This window comes from Winogradskyella ursingii, assembly GCF_013403975.1.
Lineage (GTDB): Bacteria > Bacteroidota > Bacteroidia > Flavobacteriales > Flavobacteriaceae > Winogradskyella > Winogradskyella ursingii.
Window position 1 is genome coordinate 674,275 of the sequence record NZ_JABFDH010000002.1, and the last position, 18,616, is coordinate 692,890.

Consider the following 18,616-nt stretch of genomic DNA (forward strand, 5'->3'; position numbering starts at 1 on the left):
TAGGCAATCTTACGTCAAAAAACAATCTAAACATAGCAATTAAAGCGGCCCTAGATGCTGGTAAAGCTATAATGAAGATTTATGATTCTGAAATTGCCGTAGAGTATAAAGATGATAAGTCACCATTAACAGAGGCGGACAAAAATGCCAATGCAGTAATCAATTCGTATCTAAGAAATACAGAATTTCCAATCATAAGCGAGGAAAATAAGCAAACCGATTACAGTATAAGAAAAACATGGGAAACCTGTTGGATTGTGGATCCTGTTGATGGCACCAAAGAGTTTATTAAGCGTAATGGAGAATTTACAGTAAATATTGCCTTGGTAAAAAACGGACAACCAGTTCTTGGAGTGATTTATGTTCCAGTTACTAAAACACTTTATGTTGGCAATGTTGAAGAAAAACAAGCTTTCAAAAAAGTTTTGGATTCACACGATATGGAAATCTCTAAAATTTTCGAGACTGTTGAAAGCTTGAATAAATCCAATTCAGCAAAATCAAAAATTAGAGTTGTTGGGAGTCGCTCTCACATGAACCAAGAAACCCTGGATTATGTTGAAGATTTAAAAGCACAAAAAAATAACGTCGAAATAGTTTCAAAAGGAAGTTCTTTAAAGTTTTGCCTAATTGCTGAAGGGGAAGCAGATATTTATCCAAGATTCGCACCTACAATGGAATGGGACACCGCAGCCGGGCAAGCAATTTGCAATGCAGTTGGCGTCCAAGTAATTTCTAAAGAAACCAATAAACCGCTGCTTTACAACAAAGAAAATCTACTAAACCCATGGTTTATAGTGTCTTAAATGAAAGATAATTCACGCAAAAGACATATTCTTAAGACCTTTACTTGGAGAGTTATCGGTACCTTGGATACCATAATTCTATCATGGCTTATTTCTGGCAGTCCGTTGTTTGGTATTCAGATTGGGTTTATAGAAGTGGTTACAAAAATGATATTATATTATTTTCATGAAAGATTTTGGTTTAATTCAACAATAAAAAACGCCAATAAACGTCACATATATAAAACAATCACGTGGAGAATTGTAGGAACTTTAGACACCATGTTAATTGCGTGGATAATTACAGGCAACCCAGTTACGGGACTAAAAATTGGTGCTGTTGAGGTTGTTACAAAAATGGCATTGTACTATCTTCACGAAAAAATCTGGTATCGTGCAAATTACGGTTTATCGGAAAGAGATAATAAATTTTAATGAGTAAGAATATTACGTCACATAATTTTGGGGTTTCACGTGCCGATAGGGAAATATCAAATAATCATAAGTCTTTTCTAATTTGGTTCACGGGTCTGTCGGGATCTGGTAAATCTACAATCGCCAATGCTCTGGAAATAGAGCTGAACAAAAAAGATGTTAAGACCTACATTTTGGATGGAGACAATGTAAGAACTGGCCTAAACAAAGATCTTAGTTTTTCGCCAAAAGACAGAACCGAAAACATTAGGCGTATCGCTGAGGTATCTAATTTAATGGTGGACGCAGGTCTAGTTGTGATTTCGGCATTTGTTTCACCTTATAAAAAAGATAGAGAAGCTATTCGCTCTGTCGTTAAAGATGTTAACTTTGTCGAGATTTTTGTGAATACAAGTTTGGAAGAATGTGAAAGGCGAGACGTAAAGGGTTTGTACAAAAAGGCTAGAAGTGGAGAAATAAAGAATATGACCGGAATTTCGGCACCATACGAAACGCCAGAACAGCCAGATGTAGAGATAAGAACTGAAGCAGAATCTGTTGAAGAGGCTGTTGAAAAAATTATGAAAACCATCGCCGAAAAATTAAAACTTAAAGATGTCTAAATATTACTTAAACTATATAGACGAATTAGAGAGCGAAGCCATTTTTGTGCTAAGGGAAGTTTGGGCCCAGTTTCAGAATCCTGTCATTTTGTTTTCAGGTGGAAAAGACTCAATTGTAGTAACACATTTGGCGCGTAAAGCGTTTTATCCGGCGAAAATTCCATTTGCTTTAATGCATGTAGATACTGGTCATAATTTTCCTGAAACGATTCAATTTAGAGACAAACTTATTGAAGAATTGGGAGTCAATCTCATTGTGGGTTCAGTTCAAGAGGCTATTGACGATGGACGTGTGGCCGAAGAACGGGGAAAAAATGCCACTCGAAACTCACTTCAGATCACTACACTTTTAGATGCAATTGAAACCAACAAAATAGATTGTGCCATTGGAGGCGGAAGACGTGATGAGGAAAAAGCAAGAGCCAAAGAGCGATTCTTTTCGCATAGAGACGATTTTGGACAATGGGATCCAAAAAATCAGCGTCCAGAACTGTGGAACATTTTTAACGGAAAACATTTTGAAGGAGAACATTTTAGAGCTTTCCCAATAAGCAACTGGACAGAGATGGATGTTTGGAATTATATTCTGAAAGAAAATCTATCCATTCCAAGTTTATATTTTGCCCATGAAAGAGAAGTGGTTTGGAGACATAATTCATGGATACCAAATTCTGAATTTTTAAAGTTGGAAGATTCTGAGGAAATTCAACATAAAAAAATCAGATTCAGAACGCTGGGTGATATTACAATTACAGGAGGGTTAGAGTCAGAAGCAGACACATTAGAAAAAATAGTAAACGAAGTATCCACCATGCGACAAACGGAGCGCGGCAACAGAACCGATGATAAGCGTTCGGAATCTGCAATGGAAGACAGAAAACGACAAGGGTATTTTTAAGGGTTTAAATAAATTGTCATGCTGAACTTGTTTCAGCATCTCATTGAGAAAAAGATGATAGATAATAATCAATTATTACGTTTTACCACAGCAGGTAGTGTGGACGATGGCAAAAGTACGCTCATCGGTCGATTGCTATACGATTCAAAATCTATTTTTGAAGACCAATTGGAGTCCATTGAAAACACGAGTAAAAGAAAAGGTCATAACGGAGTTGATTTAGCTTTATTTACAGATGGCTTGCGTGACGAAAGAGAACAAGGAATTACCATTGATGTTGCTTACAGATATTTTACCACACCAAAGCGTAAATTCATCATAGCAGATACTCCAGGACATATTCAATACACTCGCAATATGGTTACTGGTGCCTCAACTGCAAATGCAGCCATTATTTTGGTCGATGCTAGACATGGGGTCATAGAACAGACAAAACGCCATGCGTTTATTGCTTCGTTGCTTCAGATTCCACACATCATAGTTTGCATCAATAAAATGGATTTGGTCGATCATTCAGAAGAAACCTATACCAAAGTAATTGACCAATTCGAGCAATTTTCGTCCAAATTATTGATTAAAGACATTCGTTTTATACCCATAAGCGCATTGAATGGAGATAATGTTGTTAACCGTTCTAAGCATATGGAATGGTACCAAGGCGCACCATTGCTGCATACGTTAGAAACGCTTCACATCAGTAGTGATATCAACAAAATTGATGCACGTTTTCCTGTACAAACTGTAATTCGCCCTCAAAACGAATCGCACAGAGACTATAGAGGTTATGCTGGTAGAGTAGCAAGTGGAGTGTTTAGGGTTGGTGATGAAATTACAGCAATGCCATCTGGTTTTACTTCTAAAATAAAGAAAATAGACACTTTTGAAGGTGAATTTAAAGAAGCTTTTGCGCCAATGTCTGTTACAATGACATTAGAGGATGATATCGATATTAGTCGTGGTAACATGATTGTACGTACTAATAATAAACCCGAAGCAAGTCAAGATATTGAGATGATGCTATGTTGGTTACATAATGAACCAGCAAAACCGAGGGCAAAGTATTTGGTAAGGCACACTTCCAATGAAGAAAAAGCAATGATAAAGGACGTAGTCTATAAGATAAATATTGAAACTCTAGGAAGAATTGAAGATGACAAATCTTTAAACATGAATGATATCTGTAAAGTTAAGATTAGGACTACAAAACCATTAATGATAGATTCCTACAGAGAAAACAGAACAACAGGTAGCGTTATTTTGGTTGACGAAATGACCAATGAAACTGTTGCTGCTGGTATGATAGTTTAATTGTATGTTCGATCTTGTCAATAGAATAAAAGAAAATCCTTTAATAAAAAAAAGCCTAAAGGTACTATTGATTCGGGTTTTAGGTGTTGTACTATTTTTTGGACTTTCATTATTCATTACAAACTATTACAGTGCTTCTAATGTTGGGGCTTATGATTTTTCCAAATCTATTCTGAGCTTATTTGGGACTTTTTGTTTACTGGGAATGAACGAGTCTATTATCTATTATTCTGGTTACTTAAAGGGGAAAAAAATAATAGGATCGCTATTTGTTATTCATAAAAAGATGGTTTTGATATTGTTATCAATATCATTATTGATATTATTGGTATATAATTTATGGTCATTTAGTCTTGTCGATAAATTCTTTGACACACCTGATATTAATGTTCTAATATTAAAGACGTTTAGCATTCTTTTCTTCTATGGAATAACAATTCTAAATATAGATACTTTAAGAGGGTTAAATATGATAGAGCTATCTGAGTATTTGAGGAATATTTTCCGATTTATTTTTTTTTTAATAGCCGTGGTACTCTTTCATTTTTTTCAAATAAAGGTAGAGATTGTAGATGTGTTTCTGTTAAATTTCATATTCTTGGCCCTAATAACTTCTTTAATATTATTATCCGTGAAGTCCCAATTTAAAAGGGTAACTCGAATTAAAAATATTTCTTTCAAAAAAATATTTCTCAGATCTTACCCGATGTCTGTAAGCTTGGTATCTTTACTTCTAATGCAAAGTGTTGATGTGATAATTCTAAAAAAATATAATGATTATGACGTTATAGCACACTATTCAATTGCGATCAAAATCACTACTGCTATATCATTAGTTCTGTCGTCCGTTAACGCTGTATATGCGCCCAAAATTGCAGAAATGTTTTCTTTAAGGAAGTTTGAAGAACTTAAGATTCAATTAAAAGCTTCAACTAGGTTAATATTCATTCTAACAATTCCCATTATTATATTTCTTTTTTTATTTTCAAATTTTATATTGAAATTGTTTGGCAAAGAATACATGAACGCCTCAACAACCTTACTGGTCTTGTTGGTTGGTCAATCGATAAACGCGTTTTGTGGTTCTGTTGGTATGTATTTTAACATGACCGGGAAACAAAATGTATATCAGATAATATTGGTGTTAGCATTCGTCATAAATTTGATTTTAAATTTGATTTTAATACCAAAATATAATATGATTGGTGCAGCCCTGGCAACTAGTTTTAGTCTAATTCTTTGGAATATTCTTGGAGCTATTTACTTATTCAAAAAAGACAAGGTTAAAACGTTCTTAAATTAATTCATACATGCCGATAAAACTCATCGTTAATGGTTATTATAGAAGTGGGACAACTTTCTTTTGGGGACTTCTAAAAAGTTCAATATTAGAAAACTACAAAGTGTTTTATGAGCCTTTGAACCCTTATTTGGCACAATTTATAAATAAAGAAAAAGGCAAAAAATCAGATCTCCATAATGTGGAATTATGGAACGAATATATCAACCTTGGGGAAACTGAATTAAAACTATTACTGTTAAGACACCCGAACAAAGATAATAAAGGAATAAACGGATTTGTTCAATTGCTGGATTACATAAATCAATTTAATAATCAAGAAGAAGAAATTTGCCTACAAACAAACCGTCTTCACTTTCATCTAGATATTATAAAAAAGCAATTCAACAATAAAAATGTTCATATTATTAGACACCCTTTAGATGTTTATAATTCTATGGTTAAGGTGAGTAAAATGAGTACGAACATATTTAAAAAAACTATAAAAGCAATGTTTTTTTCAAAAACGCTTTTTTTTAGCTTAAATAGTGAACTCACTTGGATAAATAATTCTTTGGGTAAGCCCAACCTAAATATTGGTAGTTGGAAAGACAGGCTTTTAATGACTAATTTTGAAAAATTCACAATTGTATATACTCTGTCTAATTATCACGCTCTTAAAAGCATAGAATTACAAAGCGATTTATTTCTGTGCTACGAATATTTAATGATAAACAAAAATGAAGCGATTAAAGACGTAATGCGCTTTTTGGATCAAAAAGAGAACGAATTGTCTGTTGAAATGTTTAAGCCAAAAAACATATTTAATTTTAACAAATCGCAATTAAGTAAATTTAAACGGGTTATTTCTAAGCATAAATTAGATGACGAATGGCTTTATATAGAGAGCTTAATTCAAAAACAAGGCATCAGTTATTTGAAAACAGAACAGTAGTTAATAATAATTTAAGCAAACTGTGGGGTTTTCCTAATAGCTAGCTGTTGGACTGAACAGTCATAATGAAAAAAAGACAAGTTTAGAGCATGTTCGACCACATTGATTTGCAAGTAGAACATCTCATATATCTACAGGAGTAATATCTCTATAGCTAAATGGAAGGATAAGATTTTCTGTTACAGGCATTAGCAGTTCCATGTATGCGAGCACTATAACTAGAAAATTCTCTAGAATTTGATGTCAGATATCCTAAGGTCATCCGATAAGAGAGCTCGTATAATATACTTTATCAAGGAATCTTAGCACCTATCGAAAATTCATGTGAGTTTATACTTGAATAAATCTAAAATGTAATATCAGAGCAAGGAAGATGGTAATTAATATTTTAGGTCATAACAGTTGGCCAGCGCATTATGACATTAAACCAGTAGAAGACAAAAATTTAATAATTGTTCAGTATTTTGATCATCAAGAGAGTACCGAGAATAGATATAAATTAGAAAAAATCATTAACATGTGATTTTGGTAAAAAATTTGGGAGACCTTGAAGAAATCTCTAACAAATATGAAAAGAAATGTGTTTTATATGGTCGAAAATATCACAGTTTAAAAACTATACAAAACCAAGTTGAATTGACAATAAATTCTTTTTAAAAAGAATCTATCTGAATTAATTACCAGTAGTGTCTAGATGAAATACGAAATAGATATCATCTTGGAAATTTATATTTAGAAATTGAACATACAATTTGAAAGAATTTCGTTTAAAAAATAAAACAAATCTTGTAAAAGGGATCTATTATACTACTTTTGCGACACATCAAACAATTCAATTTCAAGAAATAAGCAGTTTTATATATTCAAAACCCTAACTATTTAGACAATAAGTTAATAAGAATGAAACAAAAGTTAAAAGAATTATTGTCAGATTTTCGTAAAAACGAGAAATCTATAATGGCATTTAATTTACAAAACTCCTATCAGCTTGAGGCCGCTAGATTGGTTTCAAAAAAACTTGAAACACCTTTAATTGTTCAATTTTCAGAAAGGTACCTTCGGTTTTTGGACGAGAAGTATGGAATGGAATATATTGTCAAACAATTTTCCAACAATTTCACTTACTTCCACTTAGACCACTGTATAGATTTAGATTATATAAAATATTGTGTCGATTTGGGGTTTGATTCAGTTATGTATGATGGCTCTGCTTTTAATCTTAATTTAAATATTGAAAATTCTAAAATAATAAAAGATTATGCTTCTAAGAAAGGGTGCTTAGTTGAAGGCGAATTAGGAAAAGTTTCTGGTGTTGAGGATGGTTTTGGAGATGAGGGTTCATCTTATGCTGAAATAGCCGAAATCCAAAAATACGTCAATGAAACAGAAATAGACTTAATGGCATTAGGTATCGGCAATGCTCATGGTTTTTATAGTGACTTAGATGGGCTTAAATTAGACATCTTGAGAGAAGCTAGTCTTAACCTAAGCAATGACCAGTTATTTGTATTACATGGTGGCACAGGACTTCCTGACAAAGTGATACGAGAGGCTATTGGATATGGTGTTGTGAAAATTAACGTTTCAACTCAATTGAAGAAAAATACAATGGATATTTTAAATTTATATCTATCCAAAAACGAGCTGTATAATGAGATTTCTTTTAGCAATATGATGATAGAGGGTTTGTCCTCAGTTTTTGAAGATTATTTAATAAAATATACAAAATAAAGAATCAATGTATCTAGTAATAAATTTAGGTCTAAAATCAATTCGCGGTATAGTATTTAATGAAGATGGTAAACAGGTCTACTCTTCTTCTAGAGCGGTATATTCAAAATTAATAGGTGACAGAGTAGAACAAGATGCCAAAGAATGGAAAAAAAAACTGGAAGACATCTTAGAAGAAATAGCGTCTATTGATATTTTAAACGATAAAATTGAATTTATCACATCAACAACTAGCTCTTCATGTATTTATGGTGCAAATGAAGTTGGTGAACCGATAACCAAAGTTATGATGGTTTCAGATAAGAGAGCTGCGTCTGAAGCAGAAGAGATTGAGAAAATATTAAGATCAGAAAATCTTGAGTCAAAACTAAGTTGCCCAGCTTCCTCGGTAATACCCAAAGCTCTTTGGTATAAGAGAAACAAAACAGAGCAATTTGATAATGTTAGTTATTGGCTAGGAGCCGGAGAATTTTTGAACCATTATTTTACTGGCGAAATATTTACAGATTCCTTGAATGCAAGTAAGGGACTTTATGAGAATAAAACATATTTAAAAAATGTTATTAATAAAGTAGGTGTTGATCCAAAAACACTTCCAAAAGTTGAAGATATAGGTTTCGAAACATCTATTTTAAATAATGTAAAAAGCAATTTCAAATTTGGATCCAACACCAAATATGTCCTTACGACATACGATGCAATATGCGCTGTTATTGGTTCATATGATGGTGAAGAGAATACCGCTTGTGATGTTTCTGGCACTGTTACCTCTGTGAGGGTTCTTTCAAATTCAGGTTTAGAGAAGTTAGAAGGCTCAATATTGTCACAAAAACTAGGTAATTTCGAGAAATATTTAATCGGTGCATCAAACAATCTTGGGGGCGGAATTATAGAATGGTTAAAGCAAGCATTCTACGATGAGAAAAACAAGGATGTTTATTCCGTAATGGAAAACAATGCGAATGAAATTTCAATAGGAGCTCATGGAATCGTGTTCTTACCTTATATGCTTGGAGAACGATCACCTTTTAAAAGCCCAAATGCACGAGGTGTTTTTTTTGGGATTGATAGAGGTAGCACTATTAAAGAATTTTCAAGAGCTGTGTTTGAATCCACGGCATTTGTTTCAAATGATTTATTACAATTAATAATTTCAAATGGGGTTGAAATTGACTCAATGTCTGTAAGTGGAGGCTTAGCAAGATTTGATATAGTAAATCAAATTAAAGCAGATGTCACAAATAAGAGAATCAAAGTCATAGAGAATTTTGAAAGCACAGCCGTAGGCGCATTTATTTTATTGCTAGTGAGCTTAAATAAATTCAATTCAATTGAAGAGGCTGCATCAAAGATAATTAAAGTTAGAAAAATTATTAATCCTTCAAAAGAGAATCATGAAATCTATAGTGAGTTTTTCGACTTTTATAAAAGATTAAATCAAAAACTGTTACCCGTATACAACGATCATTTGAATATACGAAAACGAGTCCAATCTTATTCATCTGAAACAATTAGTAATCTATGACGCAATATTATTTAAAGCCAAAGGTTTTACTTGCTCCGATTTCAACCGAAATATTTAAAGAATTTAATTTAGGTGCTGAAGTTGTAATTTTAGTATCGAATACTATAATGGAAAACTTCAATCTTCATTCAATTTTTGAAGACTTAAGGCTTACAAGCAATTTACATATATATAAACATATAAGACCAGATGCTCCATTTGAAGATTTAAATCAAATAATCGATGAGTTGAAAAATAAGAAACTCGATAATATTATTGCTATTGGTGGTGGCTCTGTTATTGATGCCGCCAAAGCACTTTCTGTTTCTTTTGAAGGTATTGACTATAGAGACATATTCTATAAAAAAGCGGATATGCCGGGTAAGAAGATAAATGTAACAGCCATTCCCACCACAGCAGGAACTGGAGCAGAATTGTCCTTTGGAGCAATAATTTATGATAACTATAACAATATAAAAGGAGGAATAAGAGGAGAAATAGTACAGCCAGATAATGTCTTAATTGACGCGAAATTTCATAATAACTGTCCTTTTAAGTTAAAAGCAGAGGTTGGCTTTGATTGTTTAACCCACGCTATTGAAACTTACATATCTAAAAAAAGCAATCCATTGGTTAGAAATCAATCCGTTAGTTGTATTAAAAATATTTTCAAATATTTAATTCCAGCTTGCAAGGATAATGACATCTATGCTATGGAAAAAATAGCTATATCATCGGCATTAATGGGTCTTAATTTAGCATATAGCTCGACATGCTTACCTCATAGGATACAATACGTTATTGGACCTCTAACGAATACTAGTCATGCACAGGGTTTAATTGCTATTTATAAAGGGTGGTTAAAGCATTTAGCTGAAATAAACTTAAAAGAACTAAAGACTTTAGCTGAAGATTTGGATATGGCTGTACATGAATTTTTAGAAAAAATAGCCTTTATAAAAGATGAACTAAGTATAGATTATTCAATTGCAGATTTAGGTATTAAAAGAAATCAGATTAAGGAAATATCTGAAAGTGTAACAGGAAACGTTTCAGCAGACCCATGTTATCAGGATACTAATACAATATATAACATTTTAACAAATTCATTATAAAAAATGATTGGAATAATTTTGGCAGCAGGAAAAGGAAGTAGACTAGGGGATTATACAGCAGATCTTCCAAAAAGTCTATTACCATTAAATGATAATAATGACACATTACTCGATTATAATTTAAAATTGCTAAGTAAATTTGATTTAGAAAAAATAATTATTGTTACTGGTTTTAACAGTAATAAAATTGAAAATCACATTAGCACATACAACAATATTGAAATCGTATATAATCCATTTTGGGATCACTGCAATGTTTTAGGATCTTTGTATATGGCTTTTAAAACCAGCAACATACACGAAGATTTCTTGTTTTTGCACGCAGACACACTTGCAGACAAGAGTATTTGGGACAGTCTTATTACGGCAAATGGAGACATGATATTGCCATATGAAAGAAAAAAATGTGGAGAAGAAGAGATGAAAGTATTGCTTGAAGCAGATAAAGTGATTCAAATTACTAAAGAAATGGATTCAAACATTGCTGATGGCGAATTTCTCGGTATAGCAAAGTTCAGTAAATTAACGATACCATTTTTTAAATCGACAGCAGAGAATGCATTTAAGCAAGGAGAACTAAATCATTATATGGAGTTTGTCATACAAGCTGCAATTGATTCAAAGAAGTTTGAAATTAATGCTATGGATATTTTAGACAATAATTTTGTTGAGGTTGATTTTGAAGAAGATTATTTAAAAGCTAAGAGAGAATTTGGATCTAAAATGAATTAATCTTTTAATTTGTTAATGTGACTAAAATTAAATGAACAAGTCTTTTGTAAACCATGTAATCTTTAAAAATTTTTTAGCTCTTTCTACATTACAAATTGTTAATTTAGTTTTGCCATTTGTGACGCTCCCTTATTTAGCTAGAGTTTTGGGAGTTTCTAATTACGGTGTAGTTGTTATGGTGTATTCTATAATGCAATTACTTTTCGTGATTACAGATTACGGATTCAATTTGTCAGCCACAAAAGAGATTTCACTTTTCAGGCACAATCTTAATAGGGTAAATACTATTTTCAGCAGTATAATGATAATCAAAGCGGTACTATTGCTTATTACCTTTGGTATATTATTAATACTAATCTATACAATTCCAATGATATATGAGAACAAGGAGACTTATATAATGGGATTTGGAATGGTAGTTGGACAAACATTTACACCTATATGGTTATTTCAGGGCATGGAGAAAATGAAGCACGTGACCTTTGTTAATCTGGTTTCCAAATTGACATTTACTTTATTGATTTTTGCAATTATTAAAACAGAAAATGATTACATATATGTGCCTCTATTATATTCTACCGGATTCGTTTTAGCTGGTTTGCTCTCTCTTTTTTTAGCATATCGAGAATTTGGAATAAAAATATATCTAACCAGTTATAACAGTATTAGAAAACAATTAAATCTAAGTACCCAATATTTTTTTTCGAGAGCGGCAGTAGCAGGGTATTCTTCAGGAAATAATTTTATTGTAGGTTTGGTACTAGGGGAATTTTATGCTGGTATATTTGCTGTGGCCGAAAAGGTATATGTGGCAATGACTATAATTTATACCCCTCTTTCTGATTCTATATACCCACATATGGTTATGAAAAAAGATTTAAAATTATTTAAGAAAATTTTTCTTGGCGCCACAACACTAAATTTTATTGTAAGCTTTATTGTTTTTATGTTTTCTTTAGAATTAATATCTTTTGTTTTTGGAGAAGGTTATTCAGAAAGCGCCCATTTATTAAAATATTTTTGCGTATTATCTCTATTGTTAGTTCCGTCCACTTTTATTGGATATCCTTTGCTTGGTGCATTTAATTATGAAAAATATGCAAATTATAGTGTTGTTTTGGCTGGATGCCTACATTTGATAATATTATTTTTTGTTTATAAATATTTATCAATCTATTCAATAGTTCTGTTATTAATTTTCACGCAATTGATAGTATTTGCAATTAGATTATTTGGTGTAAAACTATTTTTACAAGACCGAAATAAAACTATATCAAATTGATGAAACAAGCACTCAATAACCTTATAACTATTTTTAAAATTATCATTGGGCTGCCTATCTATTGGCTTTCAAAACTGTTTCCCAAAGACAAAAAGTTGTCGGTTATTGGTTCTTCTTTGGGCAGACATTTTGCCGACAATTCAAAATATTTTTTCATAAAACATTACGATTCTGAAATTGCGAGACAAGAAAAAAACCTTGTATGGATTTCTAAGGATAGTGAAGTTGTGTCAAGATTAAATGAACTTGGGCTACCCGCAAAGAACCTTTATTCGCTTTCGGGTATCTATACTGTGCTTAGAGCCTCAAAGGCTTATTTGTCGCATCAGTTGTCAGATATAAACGGGGCATTATTAGGTGGCGCAAAAATTATTCAATTATGGCACGCCATGGCATTGAGAAAAATCGGTTATGGTGGGGACTGGACAGACAATAATTTTTCGGGAAAAGTAAAAGTTTTTATATCAAAATGGTTTCCTTATTCATATTACATGAAATGTGATGTACTCTACGCTCCTTGTCAAATTGCAAAAGAAAACTCAATAGAAGCGTTTTCTAAGTCATTTAGGAACAATAAAGTGCAGGAAAATATTGTTCTTGCTAGACAAGCTAGAACCATCTGTTTTGATGAGGGTTTTGAATTATCTACTAGTTTTTTTCCAGAAATTAAAGAACTGAAATTTTTAGATAATAAATATGATAAAATAATAGCTTGGTTGCCGACGCATCGGACCATCTTCAACAAATCTATTCTTGATATAATTTCGGATTCGAAATTAGATCTAATCCAATTGAGCAATTATTGCAAATCCAAGAACGTACTTTTTGTAATTAAAGCTCATTTTTTAGATTTTGATCTAATATCTCAGATAGTTAAAAATTTAGATAATTTGTATGTTTATCCGCATCCTGATCCTTATCCATTACTTAAATTTACTGACATATTAGTTACAGATTACTCTAGCGTGTTTTTTGACTTTCTGATGTTAGACAAGCCTATAGTATTTATGGCTCATGATTTTGAAGAATATTCTAACAAGCTAGGTTTTTATTTTGATTATAAACAATTAGATTTAGGCCCAATTTGTTATTCTTGGCCGGACACATTGAAAATTATTGCAAAGATTATTGAAGAAAATGATGATTATGGCAAAAAGAGAAAGCAACAATTAAGTAAATTTAACTTTGTTAAAAATCTGACAAACAATAATTAAAAAATTTAAGATGATAAATCGATAATTGAAACAAGAAATACTTATTCAAATTAGGTTTACTTATAGACACCCGCATGAAAGTAAAAGTCGCTATATTTTTTTACTTATTCTTGTTTTTTTTGCCTTTTACACAGGCTCTTACTATAAACATAGGTTTTCCTTTCAAAATTTCTGAATTATTATTGTTACTATTAATAATGTTGTATTTTTTGAAAGGGCGCATTCCTATTCAATACATTTGGTACGTTTCAAGAAATAAGATTCTATTCCTGTTCTTGTTTTGGGTTTTTTTGTCATTTACTGTAAATGCGCTTTGGGATTATAATTATCAATTAAAAAATATCCCGTTTAGACTAAGTGAGAAAGGAGACAGTTTTCTTAGACTTGGTTATGTTACTTTATGTATTATAGCTTTTTTTTTCAGCCTTTATTTTTTTAAGAATAAAAACAACAATATTTTAAAATATTGGGTTTTAGGGTCAATTTTGGCGGCCAGTTATTCTTGGTATTTATTTATTTCTTCAGCATTTGGTATACCGTACATAAGGTTATTTGGAATGGAACCAGTGCCTCAAAACTTATTTGGAATAATAAGATCAGGAACATTTAAAGAAGGTAATTTTTTCGGTCTTTATTTAATATTATCTGCAGCAATTGCATTTTTCAGGGGCAATACCAAATCTGGATGGTTTTTATTATGTACGATCATAACAACTATGTCTACCATATCTTTGGTAAGTGCATTTGTGTTTTTAATTTACGTGTACAGAAAAAAGTTGTTTACGGGAAAAATACTTATAATTTACCCACTAATTATATTGGCATTTTTCGCGTTCACAAAAACAGAATACTTTCAAAAGTATGTTAAGAAAAAAATGTTTCAACCTGTAAGTTATCTTACCACTGAAAACTTCTCTAAAGTTGATAGATATATAACTGGAAGAATAGCTTTTAAACAAGGTGTCGCCAATCCGTTTGTAGGCGTTGGACCATATAATTTTGCCCTCCATTATGACTATTATAATGATTATAGAAATGTTGTACTGAACCCTTCAGTATGGTTTGATGATTTTATTGCTAGAAAAAACATACGAGGAATTACTAACAATGTATATTTAGAGGTATGGGCAGAATATGGTATTTTAGGCTTTTTAATTTTCATCCTCTTTTTACTAAAAACACTTTTTGTTTCCTTAAAAAATAAAGACGATTTAATTACTGGCGCTCTATTGGCGTTGTTTATTTCTTTTAACGCATTTCCTTCTTTTATTATGTTATTTATATGGGTTTTTTTAGCCCTCCCATATAGTATTAATTATCAAAAAAGAATAATCAAATGAATATTCTTAAATTTATAAAAAGCAAAGACTTTTATATTTATTTGCTCGCACTTCTGCCTGTTTTATCGTTATTTATGGTAAGTATGGCTATTTTGATTTTTATTGCTGGGGCCTTATGCAGTTTTATACTTAATAATAAATATAAAGTCATAAGCCTGAAGCCAATAGGATTTTTGATTGTATTTATTTTACCTTTTTTGTTATATGTGGTCTCCCTTTTATGGGCTGAGGATTTTCATAGGGGAATAAATTTTATGAGTAAAACATTAGCCTTTTTTGTTATACCAGTTACAATATTTATTTTGAGACCATTCACAAACACTGCTCAAATTAAAAGGTTTATCCAAATATTTATATGTTCATCAGTAACTTCTGTTTTGATCACTGCAATATTTCTACTTATTAACATAGAAAATATCCTTAATCAACATGACTCTTATTGGATAAATATAAGATTAAGAGAGAGTATTGAGTTAGTACCAATTATTGGTGAGCATGTTATTTATTTTTCATTACTCATGGCAACCGCTTTAATATTGATTTTTTATAATCGATTTAAAAAAGCTTGGGTAAATTTTACTTTTATATTAATATTAATAGCTGGCATAGCACTAGCTAGCTCAAAAGGTGTGATTTTATCATTACTAGCAGTTGGACTAATAGCAATTTATCAAAATATCAGAAGCAAAAAGCAAGCTCTCTTAGTAGTCGTAGTATCTCTAATAGGCTTTAGTGTTTTAGTATATATTTCACCAATTAAGTCAAGAATTAATGAAATTGTAGAATCAAGGTATGTTTACCCTCAAGAAGAGGTGTATAACTCTTATAATTTACGAATGGCAATTTATAATTGCTCATTTTCTCTTCTAGAAAAAACTCCTTTATATGGTTTTTCCCCAGCGGACACACAGAGTCGATTAAATGAGTGTTACACTAAATTTAAAACTCAGGCATTCGACGAATTTAATTATAACACTCATAACCAATATCTAGACTACTTTTTGTCATTCGGACCTTTTGGATTATTGTTAATTCTAATTTCATTTTCATTTTTTCTAAGGATTGCGATTTTAAATAAGGACAAAGAATATTTTAGTTTTTTAATTTTATTCTATCTCGTGTTTTTGACAGAAAATATTTTAATAAGAAATACTGGGATAGTCCTATTCACAACTTTTAATTGTTTATTTGCATTCTCAAATGTTTTTTTACACAAAAACAACTTTTAATCAATCGAAAAGGAATCAATGATAGTTATAAATGCAAGGTTTTTAACTCAGAAAATGACAGGAGTTCAAAGATATGCTTTTGAAATATGTAATAGATTACCTAAGCGAATAGGAGAAGAAGAAGTGGTTTTGGTCTTGCCTGAAGAAAAGGTGATAAATAATTTAAATAGCGACATTAGAATTACTCCTGTAGGGAAATTTAAAGGTCAATTATGGGAACAGATAGACTTACCTGTTTTTTTAAAAAAAAACGGAAACCCGTTATTAATTAATTTTGTCGGAATTGGGCCAGTATTGTATAAGAACAAATTGATGTTTTTATATGATTTAGCCTTTAGACATCATCCTAAATGGTTCACTTATCAATTTCAAAAATCCTATAATTATCTCATTCCTAAAAGCTTAAGAAACTCTCGAAAGGTGGTAACCGATAGTCATTATGTTAAGAGAGATATAGTTGAAACATATAAAATTCTTGATGACAAAATTGACGTTATCTATGCAGCGCCGTCGTTAAAATTTATAAACAAAAAGTTGAGAAAAGAAAAAATCATCTTAACTGTATCTTCTTTAGATCCGCGAAAGAATTTGAAACGTGTCATAGAATCATTTAATGAAATAGATTCCGAATATAAACTCGTTATCGTGGGGGCCAAAAACAAATCATTTTCTAAAACTGATTTAAGTGGTGGAAATAATAATGATAATATTATCTTTACCGGCTATTTAACGGATAAAGAGTTAATCGATTTTTATAACAGAGCAGAATTATTCATTTACGCTTCCTTATTCGAGGGCTTTGGTATCCCTCCATTGGAAGCACAATCTTGTGGGTGCGCGTGTCTAATATCTAATGTAACTTCCCTTCCTGAGGTATATGGAAATTCAGTAGAATATTTTGACCCATATTCAACGCAAAGCATTAGAAACAAAATTAAAGAAGTTATCGGGAATAAAGAAAAAATACATGAACTCCGAGAATTGGGACTCAAAAACTCGAGACGTTTTAGTTGGGATAAAGCAACTATAAAACTCACAGCTATAATTGAGGAATTATTATGAAAAAAGCCTTAATCCATGATTGGTATACAGTATATGGCGGAGCAGAAAGATGCGTTGAAAGCTTTACTAATATTTGGGACGATTTTGACCATTTTTCTTTAATTGATAATCTATCACAAGAGCATAGAGATATTATATTAAAAGGTAAACAAACAAAAAACACTTTTATCCAAAATTTACCCTTTGGAAAAACAAAGTACAGGAATTATCTCCCTCTTTTTCCACTTGCCATAGAAGAATTAGACTTAACAGATTATGAGCTAATTATATCTTCATCTTCTTCAGTTGCTAAAGGGGTATTAACCAGACCGAACCAATTACACATTTCTTACGTTTATTCACCCGTGAGATACGCTTGGGATCTGTATTCGCAGTATATAAAGGAAGAAGGACTTGACAAAGGTATAAAAGGCTTATTTGCAAGATATTTTTTGTTCAAGCTAAGATTATGGGATTTTTCAACAGCGAATAGACCCGATCACTATATTGCAATTTCTAATTTCGTTGCCAAAAGAATCAAAAAAATTTACAACAAGGAAGCCATTGTTATTTACCCGCCAGTAGATACGAAATCATTTACATTAGCCACAGAAACAAAGGACTATTATATTACTTGTTCAAGAATGGTACCATATAAAAAGATTGATTTAATAGTGGACGCGTTCTCAAGAACGAACAAAAAATTAATTGTCGTTGGTGACGGCCCTGATTATAAGAAAATTAAAAAATTAGCAAATTCAAATGTCGAACTTAAAGGGTATGTTGAAAAAGAAGAGATGCAAGTCTTAATAAAGCAAGCAAGAGCGTTTATCTTTGCAGCTGAAGAAGATTTTGGAATCGCACCAATTGAAGCACAGGCTTGTGGTGTTCCGGTAATTGCATATGGAAAAGGTGGTGCCTTAGAAACAATTAAAGGGGTATTTCCTAGTGAAAATAACGTGTCAGAAGCAATGACAGGGATATTCTTTGAAGATCAAGAGGCAGACAGCCTTATTAATGCTTTAAAATATTTTGAAGATAATGAGGCTAGGTTTAATAAAATTGAGATAAGGAAAAATGCAAAACGATTTAGCGTGGAAAGATTTGAACTGGAATTTAAAGAAACAATAGAAGAATTATATAAGAACTGGAAGGAAAATCAATAA

The 18,616-nt window shown here is 31.6% G+C and carries 17 protein-coding genes; all 17 read left to right on the top strand.

Annotated features, from left to right (window positions below; genetic code table 11):
• Positions 1–71: 71 nt before the first annotated feature.
• The 17 genes from cysQ (at position 72) to HM983_RS06850 (ending at position 18,616) form a co-directional block, all read left to right on the top strand.
• Positions 72–806 (top strand): 3'(2'),5'-bisphosphate nucleotidase CysQ, encoded by a 735-nt coding sequence (cysQ, locus tag HM983_RS16035; RefSeq protein ID WP_246277484.1) that lies wholly within the window; start codon positions 72–74, stop codon positions 804–806.
• Positions 807–1,220 (top strand): DUF2061 domain-containing protein, encoded by a 414-nt coding sequence (locus tag HM983_RS06775; RefSeq protein WP_179344630.1) that lies wholly within the window; start codon positions 807–809, stop codon positions 1,218–1,220.
• Entirely contained in the window at positions 1,220–1,822 is a 603-nt protein-coding gene (gene cysC / locus HM983_RS06780; RefSeq protein WP_179344631.1) for an adenylyl-sulfate kinase, read from the top strand. Before HM983_RS06775 ends, cysC begins: the two co-directional genes overlap by 1 nt.
• The gene (cysD, locus tag HM983_RS06785) at positions 1,815–2,720 is read left to right on the top strand and encodes a sulfate adenylyltransferase subunit CysD (protein WP_179344632.1); all 906 of its coding nucleotides are present in this window, start codon (positions 1,815–1,817) and stop codon (positions 2,718–2,720) included. The genes cysC and cysD overlap by 8 nt, the downstream gene beginning before the upstream one ends.
• Positions 2,721–2,774: 54 nt before the next feature.
• Positions 2,775–4,028: a sulfate adenylyltransferase subunit 1 gene (locus HM983_RS06790; RefSeq protein ID WP_179344772.1), complete on the top strand. Its 1,254-nt coding sequence runs from the start codon at positions 2,775–2,777 to the stop codon at positions 4,026–4,028.
• A 4-nt stretch (positions 4,029–4,032) separates the two neighbouring features.
• Complete coding sequence (locus tag HM983_RS06795) at positions 4,033–5,331, top strand: MATE family efflux transporter (RefSeq protein ID WP_179344633.1); 1,299 nt, start codon at positions 4,033–4,035, stop codon at positions 5,329–5,331.
• A 7-nt stretch (positions 5,332–5,338) separates the two neighbouring features.
• A complete protein-coding gene (locus HM983_RS06800) occupies positions 5,339–6,262 on the top strand; it encodes a sulfotransferase domain-containing protein (protein ID WP_179344634.1) in 924 nt (307 codons plus the stop codon).
• A 900-nt stretch (positions 6,263–7,162) separates the two neighbouring features.
• Positions 7,163–7,993, top strand: a complete 831-nt coding sequence (locus HM983_RS06805) for a class II fructose-bisphosphate aldolase (protein ID WP_179344635.1) — start codon at positions 7,163–7,165, stop codon at positions 7,991–7,993.
• Between the two features lie 7 nt (positions 7,994–8,000).
• Entirely contained in the window at positions 8,001–9,518 is a 1,518-nt protein-coding gene (locus HM983_RS06810) for a xylulokinase (RefSeq protein WP_179344636.1), read from the top strand.
• Positions 9,515–10,612, top strand: a complete 1,098-nt coding sequence (locus tag HM983_RS06815) for an iron-containing alcohol dehydrogenase (RefSeq protein ID WP_179344637.1) — start codon at positions 9,515–9,517, stop codon at positions 10,610–10,612. Before HM983_RS06810 ends, HM983_RS06815 begins: the two co-directional genes overlap by 4 nt.
• Positions 10,613–10,615: 3 nt before the next feature.
• Positions 10,616–11,344, top strand: coding sequence for a phosphocholine cytidylyltransferase family protein (locus tag HM983_RS06820; protein WP_179344638.1), 729 nt, complete (start codon positions 10,616–10,618; stop codon positions 11,342–11,344).
• Between the two features lie 31 nt (positions 11,345–11,375).
• Positions 11,376–12,626, top strand: a complete 1,251-nt coding sequence (locus HM983_RS06825) for an oligosaccharide flippase family protein (protein WP_179344639.1) — start codon at positions 11,376–11,378, stop codon at positions 12,624–12,626.
• Positions 12,626–13,840, top strand: a complete 1,215-nt coding sequence (locus HM983_RS06830; protein WP_179344640.1) for a CDP-glycerol glycerophosphotransferase family protein — start codon at positions 12,626–12,628, stop codon at positions 13,838–13,840. Before HM983_RS06825 ends, HM983_RS06830 begins: the two co-directional genes overlap by 1 nt.
• 209 nt (positions 13,841–14,049) lie before the next feature.
• Positions 14,050–15,180, top strand: coding sequence for an O-antigen ligase family protein (locus tag HM983_RS06835; protein WP_179344641.1), 1,131 nt, complete (start codon positions 14,050–14,052; stop codon positions 15,178–15,180).
• A complete protein-coding gene (locus HM983_RS06840; protein WP_179344642.1) occupies positions 15,177–16,409 on the top strand; it encodes an O-antigen ligase family protein in 1,233 nt (410 codons plus the stop codon). Before HM983_RS06835 ends, HM983_RS06840 begins: the two co-directional genes overlap by 4 nt.
• Positions 16,410–16,427: 18 nt before the next feature.
• Complete coding sequence (locus tag HM983_RS06845; protein WP_179344643.1) at positions 16,428–17,471, top strand: glycosyltransferase family 4 protein; 1,044 nt, start codon at positions 16,428–16,430, stop codon at positions 17,469–17,471.
• Positions 17,468–18,616, top strand: a complete 1,149-nt coding sequence (locus HM983_RS06850; RefSeq protein WP_179344644.1) for a glycosyltransferase — start codon at positions 17,468–17,470, stop codon at positions 18,614–18,616. The genes HM983_RS06845 and HM983_RS06850 overlap by 4 nt, the downstream gene beginning before the upstream one ends.

What these genes read in the sequence shown, in the direction of transcription:
- HM983_RS06830 (WP_179344640.1), top strand. Translation starts at nt 12,626, where the DNA reads ATGAAACAAGCACTCAATAACCTTATAACTATTTTTAAAATTATCATT.
- HM983_RS06800 (WP_179344634.1), top strand. Translation starts at nt 5,339, where the DNA reads ATGCCGATAAAACTCATCGTTAATGGTTATTATAGAAGTGGGACAACT.
- HM983_RS06815 (WP_179344637.1), top strand. Translation starts at nt 9,515, where the DNA reads ATGACGCAATATTATTTAAAGCCAAAGGTTTTACTTGCTCCGATTTCA.
- HM983_RS06825 (WP_179344639.1), top strand. Translation starts at nt 11,376, where the DNA reads ATGAACAAGTCTTTTGTAAACCATGTAATCTTTAAAAATTTTTTAGCT.
- HM983_RS06775 (WP_179344630.1), top strand. Translation starts at nt 807, where the DNA reads ATGAAAGATAATTCACGCAAAAGACATATTCTTAAGACCTTTACTTGG.
- HM983_RS06805 (WP_179344635.1), top strand. Translation starts at nt 7,163, where the DNA reads ATGAAACAAAAGTTAAAAGAATTATTGTCAGATTTTCGTAAAAACGAG.
- HM983_RS06820 (WP_179344638.1), top strand. Translation starts at nt 10,616, where the DNA reads ATGATTGGAATAATTTTGGCAGCAGGAAAAGGAAGTAGACTAGGGGAT.
- cysD (WP_179344632.1), top strand. Translation starts at nt 1,815, where the DNA reads ATGTCTAAATATTACTTAAACTATATAGACGAATTAGAGAGCGAAGCC.
- HM983_RS06840 (WP_179344642.1), top strand. Translation starts at nt 15,177, where the DNA reads ATGAATATTCTTAAATTTATAAAAAGCAAAGACTTTTATATTTATTTG.
- cysC (WP_179344631.1), top strand. Translation starts at nt 1,220, where the DNA reads ATGAGTAAGAATATTACGTCACATAATTTTGGGGTTTCACGTGCCGAT.
- HM983_RS06790 (WP_179344772.1), top strand. Translation starts at nt 2,775, where the DNA reads ATGATAGATAATAATCAATTATTACGTTTTACCACAGCAGGTAGTGTG.
- HM983_RS06795 (WP_179344633.1), top strand. Translation starts at nt 4,033, where the DNA reads ATGTTCGATCTTGTCAATAGAATAAAAGAAAATCCTTTAATAAAAAAA.
- HM983_RS06850 (WP_179344644.1), top strand. Translation starts at nt 17,468, where the DNA reads ATGAAAAAAGCCTTAATCCATGATTGGTATACAGTATATGGCGGAGCA.
- HM983_RS06810 (WP_179344636.1), top strand. Translation starts at nt 8,001, where the DNA reads ATGTATCTAGTAATAAATTTAGGTCTAAAATCAATTCGCGGTATAGTA.
- cysQ (WP_246277484.1), top strand. Translation starts at nt 72, where the DNA reads ATGAAGATTTATGATTCTGAAATTGCCGTAGAGTATAAAGATGATAAG.
- HM983_RS06845 (WP_179344643.1), top strand. Translation starts at nt 16,428, where the DNA reads ATGATAGTTATAAATGCAAGGTTTTTAACTCAGAAAATGACAGGAGTT.